This is a genomic window from Leptospira perolatii (genome assembly GCF_002811875.1).
GTDB lineage: Bacteria > Spirochaetota > Leptospiria > Leptospirales > Leptospiraceae > Leptospira_B > Leptospira_B perolatii.
This window is the reverse complement of sequence record NZ_NPDZ01000023.1, coordinates 1-17,278: the sequence shown is the minus strand read 5'-3', so window position 1 is coordinate 17,278 and position 17,278 is coordinate 1. Positions and strand designations below refer to the sequence as shown.

Annotated in this window: 20 protein-coding genes; 9 read left to right on the top strand and 11 right to left on the bottom strand. The window is 41.0% G+C overall.

Annotated elements, in window-relative coordinates; all coding sequences use genetic code 11:
* Positions 1 to 346 precede the first annotated feature (346 nt).
* Positions 347 to 712, top strand: coding sequence for a hypothetical protein (locus CH373_RS18595; RefSeq protein WP_125170054.1), 366 nt, complete (start codon positions 347 to 349; stop codon positions 710 to 712).
* Between the two features lie 5 nt (positions 713 to 717).
* Here the strand turns inward: CH373_RS18595 and CH373_RS18120 are convergent, their stop codons facing one another.
* From CH373_RS18120 to CH373_RS18895, 7 genes are all read right to left on the bottom strand, one after another.
* Entirely contained in the window at positions 718 to 1,263 is a 546-nt protein-coding gene (locus tag CH373_RS18120) for a hypothetical protein (RefSeq protein WP_100715511.1), read from the bottom strand.
* Positions 1,264 to 1,382: 119 nt separating this feature from the next.
* The gene (locus CH373_RS18115) at positions 1,383 to 1,808 is read right to left on the bottom strand and encodes a response regulator (protein ID WP_100715512.1); all 426 of its coding nucleotides are present in this window, start codon (positions 1,806 to 1,808) and stop codon (positions 1,383 to 1,385) included.
* On the bottom strand, positions 1,805 to 3,700 hold the full coding sequence (locus CH373_RS18110) for an ABC transporter ATP-binding protein (protein WP_100715513.1): 1,896 nt from the start codon (positions 3,698 to 3,700) through the stop codon (positions 1,805 to 1,807). Before CH373_RS18110 ends, CH373_RS18115 begins: the two co-directional genes overlap by 4 nt.
* 1 nt (position 3,701) lies before the next feature.
* The gene (locus CH373_RS18105) at positions 3,702 to 4,280 is read right to left on the bottom strand and encodes an anthranilate synthase component II (RefSeq protein ID WP_100715514.1); all 579 of its coding nucleotides are present in this window, start codon (positions 4,278 to 4,280) and stop codon (positions 3,702 to 3,704) included.
* Positions 4,277 to 5,713: an anthranilate synthase component I gene (trpE, locus tag CH373_RS18100; RefSeq protein WP_100715515.1), complete on the bottom strand. Its 1,437-nt coding sequence runs from the start codon at positions 5,711 to 5,713 to the stop codon at positions 4,277 to 4,279. Before trpE ends, CH373_RS18105 begins: the two co-directional genes overlap by 4 nt.
* A gap of 74 nt (positions 5,714 to 5,787) precedes the next feature.
* Complete coding sequence (locus CH373_RS18095) at positions 5,788 to 6,951, bottom strand: acyl-CoA dehydrogenase family protein (RefSeq protein ID WP_100715516.1); 1,164 nt, start codon at positions 6,949 to 6,951, stop codon at positions 5,788 to 5,790.
* Positions 6,952 to 7,143: 192 nt separating this feature from the next.
* Complete coding sequence (locus CH373_RS18895) at positions 7,144 to 7,275, bottom strand: hypothetical protein (RefSeq protein ID WP_279305878.1); 132 nt, start codon at positions 7,273 to 7,275, stop codon at positions 7,144 to 7,146.
* A gap of 312 nt (positions 7,276 to 7,587) precedes the next feature.
* On the opposite strand from CH373_RS18895, the gene CH373_RS18090 reads away from it, so the two are divergent.
* From CH373_RS18090 to CH373_RS18080, 3 genes are read left to right on the top strand one after another with little or no spacing between them, the layout of a single operon-like run.
* The gene (locus CH373_RS18090) at positions 7,588 to 8,310 is read left to right on the top strand and encodes a FecR family protein (protein ID WP_100715517.1); all 723 of its coding nucleotides are present in this window, start codon (positions 7,588 to 7,590) and stop codon (positions 8,308 to 8,310) included.
* Positions 8,311 to 8,346: 36 nt separating this feature from the next.
* A complete protein-coding gene (locus CH373_RS18085; RefSeq protein WP_100715518.1) occupies positions 8,347 to 8,607 on the top strand; it encodes a hypothetical protein in 261 nt (86 codons plus the stop codon).
* Between the two features lies 1 nt (position 8,608).
* Positions 8,609 to 9,067: an SAM-dependent methyltransferase gene (locus CH373_RS18080; protein ID WP_100715519.1), complete on the top strand. Its 459-nt coding sequence runs from the start codon at positions 8,609 to 8,611 to the stop codon at positions 9,065 to 9,067.
* A gap of 44 nt (positions 9,068 to 9,111) precedes the next feature.
* On the opposite strand, the gene CH373_RS18075 is transcribed toward CH373_RS18080, so the two are convergent.
* The gene (locus CH373_RS18075) at positions 9,112 to 9,975 is read right to left on the bottom strand and encodes a patatin-like phospholipase family protein (protein ID WP_100715520.1); all 864 of its coding nucleotides are present in this window, start codon (positions 9,973 to 9,975) and stop codon (positions 9,112 to 9,114) included.
* A gap of 138 nt (positions 9,976 to 10,113) precedes the next feature.
* On the opposite strand from CH373_RS18075, the gene cutA reads away from it, so the two are divergent.
* Together cutA and CH373_RS18065 are read left to right on the top strand one after the other, a co-directional pair.
* The gene (gene cutA, locus CH373_RS18070; protein ID WP_100715521.1) at positions 10,114 to 10,437 is read left to right on the top strand and encodes a divalent-cation tolerance protein CutA; all 324 of its coding nucleotides are present in this window, start codon (positions 10,114 to 10,116) and stop codon (positions 10,435 to 10,437) included.
* Positions 10,438 to 10,498: 61 nt separating this feature from the next.
* Positions 10,499 to 11,044 carry a hypothetical protein gene (locus tag CH373_RS18065; RefSeq protein WP_125170055.1) on the top strand — a complete coding sequence of 182 codons (546 nt, stop codon included), beginning with the start codon at positions 10,499 to 10,501 and terminating at the stop codon, positions 11,042 to 11,044.
* A 90-nt stretch (positions 11,045 to 11,134) separates the two neighbouring features.
* Here the strand turns inward: CH373_RS18065 and CH373_RS18060 are convergent, their stop codons facing one another.
* Entirely contained in the window at positions 11,135 to 12,877 is a 1,743-nt protein-coding gene (locus CH373_RS18060; protein WP_100713826.1) for a CocE/NonD family hydrolase, read from the bottom strand.
* Positions 12,878 to 13,016: 139 nt separating this feature from the next.
* A complete protein-coding gene (locus CH373_RS18055; protein WP_341476356.1) occupies positions 13,017 to 14,126 on the bottom strand; it encodes a helix-turn-helix domain-containing protein in 1,110 nt (369 codons plus the stop codon).
* 153 nt (positions 14,127 to 14,279) lie between these two features.
* Here CH373_RS18055 and CH373_RS18050 point away from each other — a divergent pair, with 153 nt between their 5' ends.
* Genes CH373_RS18050 through CH373_RS18040 form a run of 3 tightly spaced genes read left to right on the top strand, consistent with a single transcriptional unit; the run spans position 14,280 to position 16,197 of the window.
* Positions 14,280 to 15,578 (top strand): OmpA family protein, encoded by a 1,299-nt coding sequence (locus tag CH373_RS18050; protein ID WP_100713825.1) that lies wholly within the window; start codon positions 14,280 to 14,282, stop codon positions 15,576 to 15,578.
* Between the two features lie 44 nt (positions 15,579 to 15,622).
* On the top strand, positions 15,623 to 15,814 hold the full coding sequence (locus tag CH373_RS18045) for a type II toxin-antitoxin system VapB family antitoxin (protein ID WP_100713824.1): 192 nt from the start codon (positions 15,623 to 15,625) through the stop codon (positions 15,812 to 15,814).
* On the top strand, positions 15,811 to 16,197 hold the full coding sequence (locus CH373_RS18040) for a PIN domain-containing protein (RefSeq protein WP_100713823.1): 387 nt from the start codon (positions 15,811 to 15,813) through the stop codon (positions 16,195 to 16,197). Before CH373_RS18045 ends, CH373_RS18040 begins: the two co-directional genes overlap by 4 nt.
* A gap of 55 nt (positions 16,198 to 16,252) precedes the next feature.
* On the opposite strand, the gene CH373_RS18035 is transcribed toward CH373_RS18040, so the two are convergent.
* Positions 16,253 to 17,278 (bottom strand): adenylate/guanylate cyclase domain-containing protein (locus CH373_RS18035; RefSeq protein ID WP_207763708.1); only part of this gene is annotated, 1,026 nt, incomplete at its 5' end.

Here is a 17,278-nt window from a genome sequence, read left to right as displayed (position 1 = left end):
AAAAAGGTTAATTCAACAACCAAAAGTGTAACCCATGTCTCCGGTTTAAAGTGTTACCTATGTTCCCGGTTCTTCATTTTTAGGGTGGGGGCCGGTGCGGTGGAAGTACATCCCGCCACTTAACAGAAAAATTTCAGTTCTGCAAGGTTTATTTTTGGAGGAAGAACTGTAGGAGCTCCTCGGAATAGAACTTTTAATAGAATGAATGAACTTATCAAATTTTGGAAAAAAAATGTCTATTCTAGCGGTCTAACTGACTAGAATTAAATAGGAACTTTTCGGAGTCCAGCTGACTTAGTTCTTAGAATTGGGATGGGACTCCTTAGAATTTTACAGGAGAAGAGAGATGAATCACTGGTTATTGCGTTCTCTAGTAAAGTATACGATCCTATTATTTGTTTCAATTTCGCTGATAAAATGTGTGACCTTTTACCCGGTTTATTATGAACCGAACGGCCTGAATCAAGACGATCAATGTTATAACCAGAACTCAAACGCTCAGAATAAGGTAACTCCGTACAATTGTAATCGCTATTATCAATCTGGCATCTCCCGTTATAATTATCCTTACTTCTATTTCTATAATCGCCCTAGTTACCGCAATAATTACAACTCACCGAATCCATTCCAACGCCATCATACGCACAATCCTTTCCATGTTCCTTCAGGCAGATTTCACAATGCCGGTCACCCGGGCAAATGGAGATTGTAGAACTTCTAATCGAACTTAGAAAGGCATAGTAGATATTCTCCAATCAGATACATTGAAAGTCCGATAATAGCCGTTATTCTTAATGTCACACTTAAAGCGGAGTATTGCAGGAAATGCTCAGTAATTCGCAACGGCAAAACATTTTGATCTTTCCAATCTTTATCAATAAGCATTCCAAATTGGAAAAATTGACCTAACCTTGTCCTCAACTTTAGGACCTGTCCCCGATAATGTTTAGTAAAAGGCCTGGATCTTAATAAGACCAATTCTGCATCTTCAATTGTATCTAAAGGTATATTCCAATTTCCGCATACTATTCTTCCCGAAGACAAAAGAACATTCGATCTTTTGGCAAATATCCATTTGCGACCAGACACGACTGCTTTGTCGCTAGATTCTTGGATTGCTTTGGCAGCACTGACAACAATTACAACTTCATCAGGGTAAATGGAATGGAATTTTTTCCTAAATTTTTCGGTTCGATAAATAAGAGAAACTAGTCGGTCAATAAACCTATTGATCAGTAAAGAAAAGTTAGTAAAATATTTCATAAGCTTGCCTACAGTAGACTAAAGTGAGATTTTACTTTGTTTTATAAAAGGCAAATTTCGATTACTGCTTTTTTGATGAAAGGATGAAGGGTTAATTTAGGGGAAAAAGATCTAGCAAACTAGGTTAAAAACACTCTTAGTGCGTCTTCAAACTTTCCTTTCGCTAGATTGGTTTCAATCATCTGCACAGTTCCACTTTTTAGCGGAACCTTTGGAATCATATAGCTGATGCCAGCAAACCAAGGCAATATCCACTTCCCGAGCCCCATTACTCCGTTCACATCGAAGCCGGTAGTTGCAATAATTTTAATACCTTGGAATCCGTCCTTGTGAATCTTGCGAATCATCCAAAGACCTGAAGTTTGGGATTCCATCGTGATATCGGTGATTACCACGGACAAGTTTTCCTTATTCTCCAGGTATAATTTCCAGCCTTCAGCTGCGTCCAACGCCCGCAGTACTTTCAACCCGGCTTTTTCCAGATAGAATATCAGATTTTTTGCGTATTTGTCGTTATCATCTACAACTAGAGCAAATTTTTTCATGGAAGAATTCCGGCTCCTGCGTATTGGTTGTCCGTAAGTTTTCGATAAATTCCATTCAAATCCATTAAGCTATTATGATTTCCTTCCTCCAAGATTCTTCCGTTATCCATCACGATAATTCTCGGAATGTCTTTGATTGTGGAAAGTCTATGAGCAATCACGAATGTAGTACGGTTTGCAAACAGCCTGCGGAGCGCGTCACTTACCAGTCTTTCTGATTCCACATCCAAGGCGGAGGTTGCCTCGTCTAGAATCATGATCTCGGGATCCCGCAAGAGTGCTCTCGCAATCACAAGCCTTTGCCTTTGTCCTCCGGATAAATTCAATCCCCGAACACCTAGGATGCTATCGTAACCGTGGTCCATTTTCTTAATAAAATCGTGGGCGTGAGCTAACCTTGCTGCTCGTATCACGTCCTTTCGTGAAGCGCCAGGTTTTCCGTATGCTATGTTTTCCATTACAGATCCGTGAAATAGAAAGATATCTTGTGTTACGATTCCGATTTTCTTACGAAGATCTGATAAAGAGAAATCCTTTATATTGACTCCGTCAAATTCGATGGAGCCGTTCGATGGATCAAAGAATCTGGGGATTAAGTCCATTAAAGTGGATTTGCCGCAACCGCTTGCTCCAACGATCGCGATCGTTTCTCCGACATTCACTTTCAACGAAATATCTTTGAGTACGTCAGAGTTGGTTCCGGGATAAGAAAAGTTAATATTCTTGAATTCGATTGAATCCACAAGCGGAAGCGCTGGGACTTTTGCGTCTTCGCTGTGGTCTTCGGTTTCCAAATCGATGATTTCGAAAATTCTCTTTCCTGCCGTGGTTGCTTGGGAAACTTTTCCGACCATTTGAGACAATTGTGTCAAGGGTCTTAATAGGAACAGTAGCGTTAAAAGGAAGGTCATAAACTCTCCCTGAGTAAATCTACCGCTAACGATAAAGCTAGCGCCCAATGCAAAAAAACCTAATACTACTACCGAAGAAGTTAGCTCGACTAGACTCGGTGCAACTTGTAGATAATACTGTCCTTTAAAATTTCTCCGATAAACGTTGTGATTGATTTTTTGGAATTTCTCTTTTTCCAAATCCTCGGTGTGAAAGACTCGGATCACCTTGATTCCGGAAATCATTTCTTGGAGGTTCGCATTCAGATCGGCCATTTTCTCTTGGGAGCGGGCCGTAGATTTTGTAATCTTTCGAGTGAATAAAGTAACAGGCAGAATAATAACCGGAACGGATGCGCAAGCAATCAATAGTAAATCAGTGTTCAAGTAAAGAAGAACCATCAAGTGGGTTACCACGTAAAAGAAATTGATGGTTGCGTCTCTAAAATTTGAAGAGATAACAGCAGCTACTATCTCCACATCGTTGATGATCCGACTCATCAGCAACCCGGTCTTTTCCTTAAAAAAGAATGTTAAGGGAAGAGTCTGATTTTTCTGAAACAGTTCCTGCCTTAGGTCGCGCACTGCTCTGTAGCCTGCAGTCGCTAGGCAGAATACGGATAAAAGATAGGTCGCCAACTTAAGAACGTAGAGTGGAAGTACTAATACGCAAACGGCCCAAACGACCTGTTTAGGTTCCAAGTTCTTGGTCCTAGAGTTTGCCCAATCTTTTGCTTCGATTAGGACTTTCTTAACTCTCTCTAGTCCGTCTAAGCTATCGCTTCCTAAGAATCTTTCCTTGAGCAGAATATCCTGCTCGGGCTTGGTATACTCGAATTTAAACCTAGTCTTTGAGTCCGCGCCTAGAGTGTCGAATAACGGGATGAAGGCGGTCAAGGAGACTGCATTTAATAAAGCAGTCAATAGTGCGAAAAGGATTCCTAGCGAGAATCGATATTTATATCGAATCGAATACGACAGTAATCTAGAAAAGATCTTCATTTTAGGATTCGGAAACGATCCGGGAGAAATTTCGGACTAAGTCCAATCCGTTTTGAGTCATGATTGATTCAGGATGAAATTGAACCCCGAATAGGTTTTTCTTTGTTCGATGTCGAACGCCCATAATCACGCCGTCTTGGGTTTTGGAAGAAACTTCAAGATCTGCAGGCAAACTTTCGGGTTGGATTACTAGAGAATGGTATCTCGTTGCTAAGAAGGGTGAGGGAATTCCTTTATATATATCTAAACCATCGTGTTCTATCAAGCTGACCTTTCCGTGCATAATGCTTGGAGCGTTTACGATTTTTCCACCGTGAACTAAGCCGATTGCCTGATGTCCTAGGCAAACTCCTAAAACCGGAAGTTTGCCCCCGAGCTCTTTTATGATCTCCAGACAAACTCCGGAATCTTCGGGTCTACCCGGGCCGGGACTGAGTACGATTCCTTTCGGATTCTTCTTGATTACATGTTCCAGATCTATTTTATCATTTCTGAATACTTCCACTTCATTTCCGATCTGGCAGAAATACTGGTATAAATTGTAAGTAAACGAATCGTAGTTGTCGATCAGGAGAATCATTTGTTCCATTCTCCCTTTAAGCCATTACGCGCAAAATCTACGGCACGCAACAGTGCGGCTAATTTATTCTTTGTTTCTTCCAATTCACCTTCAGGAGAAGAGTCATAGACTACTCCTCCCCCGGACTGTAAAAATGCTCTTTCGCCATAAAAAGTAATCGTTCTAATTACGATCGCCATATCGGTATCGCCGGAATACGAAATATAGCCCAATGCACCTGAATAGATACCCCTTCTGGTATTTTCCAGTTCATCGATAATTTCCATGGCTCGAATCTTTGGAGCTCCTGAAACGGTTCCGGCAGGTAGAGTTGCTCGCAGCAAGTCGTAAACAGTTTTATGTTTTTCTAAATCGCCCGAACATTGACTAACAATATGCATTACGTGAGAATATCTTTCGATGACTTTGAATTCTTCGACGTGAACGCTTCCAGGTTCGCAAACCCGTCCCAAGTCGTTTCTCCCTAAATCTACTAACATGATATGCTCGGCGATTTCTTTCGGATCTGCGAGCAGGTTCTCTTCCAATGATTTATCCATCTCAGGAGTTTTACCTCTTGGCCTAGTACCTGCGATCGGTCGTAGATATGTTTTTCTGTCCTTGCATTTTACCATGATCTCTGGAGAAGAACCTACGATGCTGATATCATCTAACTTCAGAAAGTACATATAAGGACTTGGATTAATAGTTCTAAGTCCGCGATAAACTTGAAATGAAGGAATTCCTGGTCGACACTCTAACTTTCGAGAAGGGACCACTTGAAAGATATCACCTGCGTAGATATACTCTTTAGCTTTTTGAACTGCCTTCTTATAATCTTCGTCAGAGATATTCGGTTTATATTCTAGTGCATCATCGTTAACAAGAGGATGTCTAATCCATCCCGGAATTTCTCCATCGCGGATCTCTTTTTCAATCGCATCGATCCTTGCTAAAGTTGCTTCATAGCATGCTTTGGAATCTTCATAGTCCGCGAGTCTGGCGTTGACTACGATTCGTAAAAGTCTGTCCACATGATCGACTACAAGAATTTCATCGTATAACGCAAAATAGACGTCCGGTGATGGCTCGTCTTCCGGCTTGGTATCCGGAATGGATTCGTAGTAGCGCACAGTTGAAAAGGATAGAAATCCAACCGCGCCTCCTTGAAAAGACGGGAGCCTGGAATCCGGAACGTAAGTATCGTTCCCGATCACATACTCTAATAAAAATAAAGGGTCGTGCGTGATGATTTCCGTTTCGGGTTCGTTTTGCTTGATGATGTAGAAAAGTCCATTCTTACCGTACATCAGGCGTTGAGGATTTTTTCCCAGGAAGGAGTTCCTACCAACTTTTTCTCCTCCTTCCACCGATTCCAATAGGAATGAATGCTTGGATTCGGTCCCGCCCCATTTTGAGAACAAGCTTACAGGTGTTTCTAGATCTAAAAACACCTGCTTGAAGATCGGAATTAAATTCCCAGACTTGCTTCGTTCCAGGAATTCTTCATATGTAAGGGAATATTCCTTCAGATGTTTGGTCCTTCGATTCCCTTGCCTTCAGTGAGATATCGGGAAATGATCAAGCGCTGTATCTGAGAAGTTCCTTCATAAATTTGGAATATTTTAGCGTCTCGCATTAACTTTTCTACTGGGTACTCTTGATTAAACCCGTAGCCGCCTAACACTTGAACAGCGTCCGTTGTAATTCTCATACAAGAGTCGGCGCAGAATGCTTTCGCGATAGAAGCTTGATACGTATTTCTGAATCCGTTGTCGATCAACCAAGCCGCTTGGTAGCAGAGCAGTCTTCCTGCTTCGATATCTCTCGCCATTTCCGAGATCATAAAAGAAATCGCTTGGTTTTCGATGATCGGCTTTCCAAAAGCTGCTCTAGTTTTTGCGTATTCCAGGGCGTGCTCCATTGCTGCCCGAGCTACACCGACAGCCCCAATCGCAACTCCAGGACGAGTATGGTCAAAAGCACCCATTGCAATTTTGAAACCGTCTCCCTCTTTACCTATCATCTGACTTTTGTGAACTTTCACTTCTTCGAATGTAATTCCGCGAGTATCAGAGCATCGTTGTCCCATGTTCAGTTCTTTTTTGCCGACGGTTACACCGGGGGCTTTGGAACTAACGATAAAGCTAGAGATTCCTTTATGTCCTGCAGCAGGATCCGTTTTTGTAAGTACAAAGAACCAGTCTGCATAGCCTGCATTGGTAATCCACATTTTGGATCCGTTAATAATATACTCGTCTCCGACTTTTCTTGCAGTGGTGCGAATCCCGGCGACGTCAGAGCCAGCTCCTGGTTCGGTAACTGCATACGCGCAAAGTTGGAACTGCTCTGTCATGGGCTGAACCCATTTTTTCAAAACTTCCTCGCTTGCGCCTAACAAGACTGGAGCCAATGCTAAGTTATTCGCTAGGATAGCGGTTGCCATCCCGGAGCAGCCCCAAAATAATTCTTCTCCAATAATCGCGTCGTCTAATTCGGTCATCCCAGCTCCACCGTGCTGAGCAGGAATATGTATATTCATCAGTCCGGTTTCCCAGGCTTTCTTCAGAATTTGTAAAGGGTATTCACCCGTTTTATCGTGGTGTTCCGCCTTTGGGCGAATTTCATGTTTTGCAAAATGTCTAGCTAATTCCCTTAAATCTTTCTGATCGTCTGATAACGCAAAATCCATTATATATACCTTTAGAACAGCATTCAGTTCCAAGGCTGCCGAGTCAAGAACGTACGCCAATTGGGCAGGGCAGACTGAAATAGTCTATGGTTGAAGGATTTGATCGGATTGAATTTAAGGGAGGGGAGTTCGCTTATATAAAAGCGAGAATGAGAGGAGGATATCCATCGAAACGATGAATCTCTAAACTAATTAAAAATCCAAACCTGTAAAATTGGATGTAGCGACTAAGCTTCTTCTCAGCCCATGTGGGAGCAAATTCCAAGCGCCTACAAAGAATCTTTTTAGGCCGGAATCTTTTGATCTTTTTATCCTGTCGGTCATAGCCAGTTTCCTTCGCTTTAGAGATAGTATATTCGACGACCGCCCAACAAACAGGCCCTAACTTCACTACGGTTTTTGTTCTTAAAAATAGCAAAAAGCGATTCTAAAATTAAATCAAAGCTTGTAAAGCTCGAGGACATGTAACCGTCGCTTTTGCGCTTTCGAACCGTAGAATAACCTTTGAAAAAGGATGAGATTTTATTCCAAGCATTGAGAATTTCCAGAAAACCACTGCGGATAAGAAGGAAAGATAATTGTCATTTTGACCAATTAGTGCAGTAATGATATCTCTAAAAATGAGGAGAACTTTGCATGTTTCATATATCAAAAAATAGTAAACTGTTACGCTCTGTCATATTGATAGTCGGACTGTTATTCGGAACTATTTACTGTAATAAATCTTCCGGTAAGGTGGAAGGAGGAGTCGTTTCCTTTACGAGAGGTTCGGTTAATTTGGAAAGAGGCTCTGAAAAAATCTCGGTTAACTCTGGTCAGGCGATTCAAAATGGAGATATACTTTCCACTGGAGAAAATTCTACCTCCATCGTTGAATTTCCGGGCAAATCGGTAGTGATAGAAATACAATCCAACTCTAGGTTTCGATTTGATGGAACCGGAAGTAGCAAAGAGTTTTTTCAAGAAGCGGGAAAATCTTGGCTTCAGTCCAATAAACTTTTACAGGGAGAATCTTTGAAGCTGAGCTCGCCGACTGCAGTGGCCGGAGTTAGGGGCACAAAATTTTATACAACCGTGGTTGGCGAAACTACAGTAACATGCCACTGTCAAGGTCAAGTAGATATGGAAAGCAAGAAGAGTCATCTTCATAAGGTGAACGAAGGCGATTACCTTTCTGCTGTGAGAGGGGACAAGATTATCTTCGTAACTTCGGAGGATTTGATTAAAGCAGGAGTAGAATATTCTCACGATCATAGCGAAATTCAGAATAGCGAGTTAGGAAAGCAAGGGTCAATGAGTCCAGAAAAAGTGAAAATCGTGACTGCCCTGATCGAAAAGAAATTCGCCGAAAAGAATTAATAATTCTACTTTTGAAAAGGTCCGGTTTGGAATTCGATGAAAAGGATCACCAAATATTTGTTTGACGGTTCGATTCTGCTTCGTTCTGTTCTGGTTTCAGCATTGCTTGCTGTAATCCTGACTCTGATTAATCATTATTCTTCCATAATGAATATGGATTTATCGGAATCCGAATGGATACAGATCGCTTTCACGTATTTAGTGTTATTCTTAGCATCCCTGTGCAACTTTGTTGCACAGGCTCTCCAAAACGAAAAGCACGCTGAAAAGCAAAAAGGTAAAATATTGGATTTGTAGAATGGAATTCAAAATTAGATCGATAGGAACCGTTGTTAATTCCAGAAGAGAACTGCAGGATGATTTCTGGGGAAGCGTGGTTTCCGAAATACTTTTGGATTCGGATATTCCGGAAGAAAGCCTGGATTCAATTCAGTCTTTTTCACATTTGGAGATATTCTATATTTTTCATAAAGCCTTGGAAAGTCCGATCGTAATCGGAAGCGAGCATCCCCGAGAAAATAAGCTCTGGCCAAAAGTCGGAATCTTTGCGCAAAGAAAGAAAAACCGTATGAATCATTTAGGGGCAACGATCGTAGAATTACAAGAAGTGAAAGGCAGATCCGTATTCGTCCGAAATCTGGATGCGATCGACGGAACTCCTATCATAGATATCAAGCCTGTTATGAAGGAGTTCCTTCCGCTTTCCGAAGTTAGGCAACCTGATTGGGCAACTGAATTGATGAAGAACTATTGGTAAGTGTGGCCTTCCAAAAAAGGGATTCTGTTCCGGATCTGTTTTGATTATTTAGCCTTCTTTATTCCTAAAATTTCTGCCCTGTGTCGATGCGCGGACCTTCGGCCTAGTTCCAGAGCTTTGCGACCGTCAGTCATTTTGTTCGGATGTAGATATGGAGTTTTTGTCACGACTCGAATGATCTTTTTTCCGTACTTCTTGGAAAGGAGGTCCTTCAGTTCTCTAGTCTCGCTGCTGATTACACTGACACAAGCATCAAACGCGCGCATGAGAGTGTTGTCCGATGTCGGTTTTGCATTATCTATATCATGTACAATTATTCGCTTAATCTTGGGATCAAGAATGAGCTCCTTGATCGGCTCGGCATCCACAACTCCGCCATCCAAAAATTCATCTCCTTGTATCAGAGGTATCTCAAAAAGCAGAGGAAAAGTCATCGATGCCATTACGAGGTCGATCGCGTTCCCTTTTGTTTTCAATTCGCGGATTCTCTTGGTCAAGTTGGAGACTGCTATTCCCATTGGAATTGGAAAGTCTTCCAAGTTTTTATTTCCGATATAAGGTTCGATTAATTTTCGAATTCGTTTCCCGCTTAAAATTCCGGAATATTTTTTTAATCCTTTTCGGATTGGTTTGATAAATTGGGATAAGGAATTTCCTTCCCAGAAGTCTCGTTTTTTAATTCCCAGTATCATCCGAGTGATTTCTTCCGGGGGAATTCCCGCGGCAAAAAGAGATCCGATCAGCGCACCTGAACTTGATCCAGTGATTCTTGCCGGTTTAAATCCGATTTCCTTTAAACCTAAAACAAAACCTGAATGTGCAAAGAACCCAAAAAAAGCGGAATTCAAAGCTAATGCATCATAAGATTTAGAAACAAGAATTGTAGGGGACTTGGATTTTTTGGGCATTCCGAATTAAATAGGCTCCTGCTATGATTATGTCCAGCCATTTCAGTCTTATGAAAACGACTGAAACGAAGACTTTGTTTCGTTTATCAACGGTAAAAAAACTTGCATGAACCAGCAACGTGCTTACCATTCCCAGGCATGCAATTCAGAACGATTTATATTACTACTAAGAATGAGGAAGAAGCTCTAAGAATCGGAGAAGCGTTAGTAAAAGAACGATTGGCCGCTTGCGCCAATATCCTTCCTAAAATTAAATCGATCTACCATTGGCAAGGCAATTTGGAGAAAGACGACGAAGCCGTACTACTTCTAAAAACGAGAGAGGACCTGGCGGAAAATATAATCTCCCGTGTCAAAGAGTTGCATAGTTACACAATTCCTTGTGCGGTCAGTTGGCAAATCTCCGAAGCGAACCAGGACTATTTGAAATGGATCCAGCAAGAAACACTTCCTATTGCATAGAGAACTTCGATATGCATTCATTTTTTTTCTAAAAGCTTCCGATTACGGAAAGTTATCACTAATGCGAATTATAGATATTTCATATTCAGTTATATTTGCGGGCCTCGGAGTGTTTACATTTCTAAATTACTATGCCGGGCAATATTATGGATTATTTTGGAAGGATTTTTTCCCTTACGAAGAATATTATAAGAATTCTGTAATAGAGTCAGTTAATATAGGTGCAATTTCGATCGATATCGCTGTTTTTTCTTTGTTTGTCTTTAGGGTCAAGTGGGACGAGGAAGACAAAGAGTTAGGAATTTTATTTTCTCTGCTTTCGATGATCATATTCTTGACCTGGTTTGAGTTATTCTATGCATCTAGTTTTTACTATCGCGAAATGAGCGATAAACAGGCCTATCCTTTTACGCTTAATAATCTCGGTCCTATCGGGAGTTGCTTTTCGTCGGTTTATATTGTAATCCAATACATTCGCAAAAATCTAGAGGATACCGAAATATGGGTCCGCTCGATCGTATATGTTGGATCTTTTCTGCTACTTTTATTGTTACACGAATTCGTTTTGGAATGGATTCGAGAAATTGCCGGTCACGACTTATTCTGACTAGGTTTTACACTATGCAAAGCAAAGGTTGCTGCTTTGGAATAAGTGAAAAAGACACAAGATAACATCCTGTGCCTTTTTCTTTTTTGCTTACTCTGCTTGGATCACAAGAGTTGATTGCTGAGTAGCGCTGTGTTTCACGTCTAAGCCATAGACTAACAAAGTCGGTACTGAATACTGAGCATCGAAGGTATCTAAAGCGATAGCGATTTTCTTTCCTGCTGGAACATCATAAGCAACTGCATTCAAGTCGATCGAAAGATCTCTTACTTGATTAGCGCTTGCATTGAAAATTGTACCCGTTCCATGAGTAATCAGTTTGCCGATTCCCCAATCATCCATTTCATAAAAGTAAACGTTTACATTCGCTTTTCCTAATGAAGAGGAAACCCTGCCATTCCAAAAAATCTTTCCTCGAATCTTGAGTGAAGCGGAGAGCTTTCCCGACTCGTAAACAATTCCGTTGATTCTGCTCACGAGAGGCAGAGACGCAGTAACTGGAATTTCTACGTGCGCAGACAAAAGATCTGACAGGATAGGAAATCCTGTAGTGGCCAGAGTGTCTGCTCCGGAAAGTATTCCTGTGCTACTGTTTGTCGTATTCGGAGTAGCGGAAAGTCGTCCGTTGGAAAACCAGCCTCTTGGTTCCAGATAGTAGGTTTTATTGCTTACGGAAGGTGAAGGCCACGAAGGAAACGAAACTCTGTCGCCGTTGAATCGTTTCTGGAAGCTTACTTTCGGTTTAGACATGATTCCGTTATCAATACCTTTCAACCAGTAGTCGAACCAATCGTACGCATTATTCCAAATTAAATTAGAAAGTCCTAATATTCCCGGCATTTCCGCGGAAGCATGCACCCCCTCGTTCATATCTAATTTTTTCGGAACAGTAATTTGCGAATAATAATCCAGAACTCCGTTTGGGTTAAATAGGAAATCTTCAAAATTATTCGAGATATAAACCGATTTTTCGGAAGAGTTTAACTGATCTACAAACGATTCTGCTGATCTCTCTGCGGCCCAGGTGGTGACAGCTTCTACATCCTGGTGGCCCAACAATTTCTGAAAATTCTGAACGATCGTAGGATCCATATGGCCAGTAAAATAGCCGGCTCCTATTAGTATGAGTCCCCAAACAAGTCTAGGTGTATCATTACCATACAGAGATCTTTTTAGACTTCCCCAACCGCTCATCGCGACTGCAGTCTTAATTCGAGGGTCTACGCTTACTCCGATAAGTGAAATTCCAGCTCCGTAAGAAATTCCCGCAATACCTATGTTAGCTGTATCAACTAAAGGATTTGCTTCTAGCCAATTCACTACTGCATTCAGGTCTTCTCGGTCTTTGGGCCCTGCTGTGTTAATCAAGCCATCGGAAAATCCGAATCCTCTGGTACTGTAGCTCAATACGACATATCCTTTCTTCGCGAGTTTTGCTGCAGGAACTAAGTATTCGTATTCGTTTAGTGCCCAACTATTCACAAAGATGACTGTCGGGTATTTTTTTCCAGAAACAGGATTCTTTGGCTGAAAGATGTTCGCTGCTAGCTTAGTACCATCTGCTGACGATATCTTTAGTGAATCGTCAAAGGTAAAACTACCGTCGCTTTCTTGAGCAAACGCTTCTCGTATTTGTTCCGCCGTAATACTCTGGTTTAAAGACTGACTTGCGGAGCCATTTTGACCTTGCAGCGCGCCTGGGTTCAGAGATGCGAGAAGCGCTGCCGTTTCCGCATTTTGATTTGATTCGCCTTTGCAAGATATTAACAATCCTGCAAATGTTAATGCTGTTATGCAAAGTCGCATAACAAACGTTTTATATCCAATTCTCATTTCTTTTTCTCCTTAAGCATTTAGGCATGTACCTTTGTTCGCTTAGAGGAGATTGAGTATAGTGAGGTGTGATTTCTATTTCGTCCTGGATTCGGATCTTAGACAAAAATAATGTCTTAATTCATAAAGTAAGACTTTTCTAAATCGATTTTACTCTTCGTAAGTATTCTCTAGGAGAAACACCTTTTGCACTTTTGAATGCCAGGTTAAATGTAGCCTTGGAATTGAAACCGGATCTATACGCTACCGAAAGTATGCTAGCGCCGTTTTCTTTTTCTAGAATGCTTACGGCTTCATCCACACGAAAATTATTTATGAAGCGAGAGAAGTTTGTTTTTCGGTGCTGATTTAAGAATTCGGAAAGCTGATAAGGTTTGATGTCCAATTTATCCGCCATGGCAGAAAGAGTTAGCTCTTCTTCCAAAAATAGCTTTTCTGTGAACATTAGTTCATTTACTTGATAATCCAACGCATCTAAATCGATTCCTTCTAATCTAGTATTGCGGTAAGCGTCCCGCACTGCGGGGCCTATCTCCTGGAGCAATCTTGGTGTATGTTGGTGGGCCAAATATGATGCAACCGCGTAAAAAGTAGTCCCAACGGTTGCTCCAAACAAAAGATGCAAATCTCTAAGTAGATAAGAAAATACAAGAACTAGTGTGACACTGCTACTTCCTAAAATAATGAACAGTAAGACCCGAGCTCCTGGTTCCTCTTTTAGATTCTCGAAACGGTACATCGCCCGAGTATCCCAAAATACTTTGAGGTAGTAACCTAAGTTGCATAAAAATGCGCAAAGCAAGAGCAAATCTAAGGGAGTAGTACTTCCTTCTACAAAGTAATCCACTGGTCTTAGTCTAAAATACTGAGGCGCTACCAAAGATCCAAGTGGTAGAGCAAAAAACAATAGAGCCCCCGGAAAATAAAACCATCTATCTGATTTGAATTCGTACTGATCCTTCACAGTTGCAGAGAAAAGACTGTACATCCCGGGACCGAGCAACCAGGCAAAGGGTATATGCAAGTGGTTAAAGAACGGGGGTTCGAAATAAATATCGCGAAGCAAAAAATAAACGTAAAAAAATAATACAGAAACAGCGACTGATAGTAGAAACATTAATTTGTTGGATATCCTACGATTCGGTCGAATGAGTGCGGCTGTTCCTAAAAGCAGGCAGAATACAGCTCCGAAGAAAACTGTTTCTTGTAAGAGCGAGGCCACGAGAAATGGAGAGTGTTCGTAATTCAAACCGTGTCAAGTTCTTTAGAGTCGACTTGGATTTTGTACGATTTACTTTAGAAAAGTTCCATCTTTAGGCTCATTCGTTTCCCAAGAAATTCCGGGACAAATTTTATCAGAAAGAGTCCTAATTTATTTCAGAAAGTGATCGAAACTATAGATATGACGGTCCTCTTCAATCATCGCTTTGTTCTTATAGCGATTCTATTCTTATGTTCTCCCATGTTTCTTTCTTCGCAAACTGAGGAGCCAGTATTGTTCAGATGGAAGCTAAAAGCCGGGGACGATTTGGAGTTGAACGAGTACCATAAAGTCGAGGCGAGACAAGGACTTAAGGTCGTCAAAAGGGAAGACAAGAATCGAATTTTACTAAGAGTGAATCAATGCGCGGAAAATATCTGCGAGTTCTCCGGAATATTCGATACATATACGAAGTTTCCGGCTGTCGATCCTGCTTTTTTTAAAGACAAAACCTATTATTCAAAGTTTAGAATTTCCGATTTAGGTCAGTATTACGTACCTGCAGAATATGCAATGCCGAATCTTAGATCTCTTCCTACATTCGCTTTGAAACCGGTTGTAGTAGGCGAAACTTGGGAACAGTTTGCTGGTGAGAGTTTTCAATTTACCAACACAAGGATAGAAATTCCAGTCCGCGCAAAATATGTATATAATGGAATTGGAAATTGGGAATTCGGCAAGTTAAAGGGGCAGGGATCTATTATAGAATATTCATATAATCTTGCCTATAAATCGCCAAGTAGTTCGATCAATGTGCCTGAAAAGATTTTCGGTTTTGCAAAAGGAAAAATTTTCTTCGATAGCGAGGCTGGGATTCCGCAGTATAAACACGTGCAACTGGTTTATACTTTCGTTTATTCGAATGGAGTCGCTCAGGAAATGGCGTTCAACATAAATGGGGTGTACAACAAACAGAGAAGTTTAACGGATCCAGATAAGGACAGAATTGCAGAAGAAGTTCGGTCTTTACTTGACGCTAAAGATCCTGCGCGTTCGGAAAATGCTCCTAAAAACGGCAACGGTTTGGATTGGCCAGACTGGGAAGGAGCTCCTACAAAAAAATCTCCGGTAGAAGTTAGAAAGAGTGAGGAAGGAGTAACTCTATCTCTCGACAGTTTGCTCTTTGACACAGATCGTTCGGAGTTGAAAGCACCGGCAAAAGTGATTCTGGATAAGATTGCTAAGGTTCTAAAAAAATATCCCGAAAAAGAAATTCGAATCAGCGGACACACAGATGACCGCGGAAGCCAGGAATACAATCAAAAGTTATCCCAAGAGAGAGCTCTATCTGTCTTGCAAGAACTTAGAGATCAGCACGATATCGAGGAAAAGAGGATGTCCTACAAAGGATACGGAAAGTCCAAACCTATTACAGATAATTCGAGTGAAGAGTCCAGGGCAAAGAACCGTAGAGTGGATATTACGATCGTGTTAGATTGATTATAATTTGACAATGCATATAAATCTCCTATTTTATGCATATTATGAGAACGACTGTAGATATTCCTGAAGAGCTATTTTTGGAAGCAATGAGGTTGACCCATTTGAAAACTAAGACCGACGTTATTAAAGAAGGACTTGCTTCCTTAATAAGAAGAGAAAAGTTAAAAGTTCTTAAAAAGTATAAAGGATCGATTAATCTTGAAATTAGCATAGATACCTTGCGGAAGCGATGAGTCGCGTCCTTTTAGACTCATCAATTTGGATTGATTATTTTAGAAATATTAACTCATCAATTTCAAGAGAAGTCGATGAGCTGATCGATAGAGAAAATATTTACACCAATGATCTTATCCTTTCGGAATTATTTCCTGCTTTGAAGATACGAAAACAGTCGAAGATAATTACTTCCTTGCAGGCCATTGAACGCTTCCCACTAAAAATTGATTGGGAGCAAATCATTGAGTATCAAACTTTAAATCTTAGAAATGGAATTCATAAAGTCGGAATTCCGGATTTGATAATTACACAGAATGTGATTCAGAATGGAGCGATTCTCTTCACTCTGGATAAGCATTTTAAGTTAATGAGTAAAAATATTAAGCTGAAGCTCTACTAGAGTGACTGCTTCAATCGCCAAAGTTAGAACCTTCGTTGAAGACTTCGAATAGTGCTTAGACGGCCAATGAATTCGAAACATTTTGCTTCCATTTCCATGCGGAGATAGGTTCTATCAGTGAATTGGATTCGATCCGAACTCGCTTCCAGCCGGTCTTCTCCGTGTCCACATTTCCAAGCGATTGTAAAAATTCTTGAGAACATACAAGTTCATTTGGACCAGCACCTAATAATAGTTTTGCAGCCCGATTTACTGTCCTTCCGAAAAAATCTACTCCGCTGGTTAGAGTGACCGCTAAACAAGGCCCTTGATGAGCACCTAGTTTTATCTTTATTTGCGAATTTTGATCTTCGAAGTCGTTTAACAATTTCTTAGAAAAATTCCAAGCGCACTGAGTGGTCGGAAAACAAATGAGCGATCCATCGCCCATCGTCTTTATAATAGCGCCGTCATTTTCCTTTACTAAGGAATACAGTAATTCAAAATGCTTTTTTACTTCTTTGAATGCGGCTGCATCACCTGACTGATCGTACATTTTAGTAGATCCTACTAAGTCGGTAAAAACTAAAACTTGATTGCCCAGGTCCATGCGCAAATCGCTCGAAAGATACTCCTCGTGGAATAAATCCCTAAATTCCTGAAATCCAAATAGCATGGAAGGGTGCAACGCCTCGTCCTCTCCATGAGGAATTTCTAATGTTGCCGGACATTCTTCTTTGTCTTCCAAATCAACAACTAGTGTTTGCGAATACTCCGGTAAATCTCCCTTTTCACTTTGATGAGTGTTTATCTGGGCAGTATATTGCAGTGGTTGCTCCTTCCCTCTGCAAAGGAGCAATGCTCCGGGCGGAAGAGTCGTCACTGGGATTTCGTTCCTTCCTGGATTGAGATAAAAGCGTGCTAAAGCGTTTTGCCGTTTGCCTGCTTCCGCCGAGCAATATAGAATTCTTTTTAGTTTCGCCACGGAAGGGTGAAGCCTAAAGGTGATTTCCACTGTATCCTTTTTATCCGAATGAAAATCAATTCGGCAAACTTCACATCTAACTTTCAATTGGACATCTGCCAGAGAAGAAACTTCTTC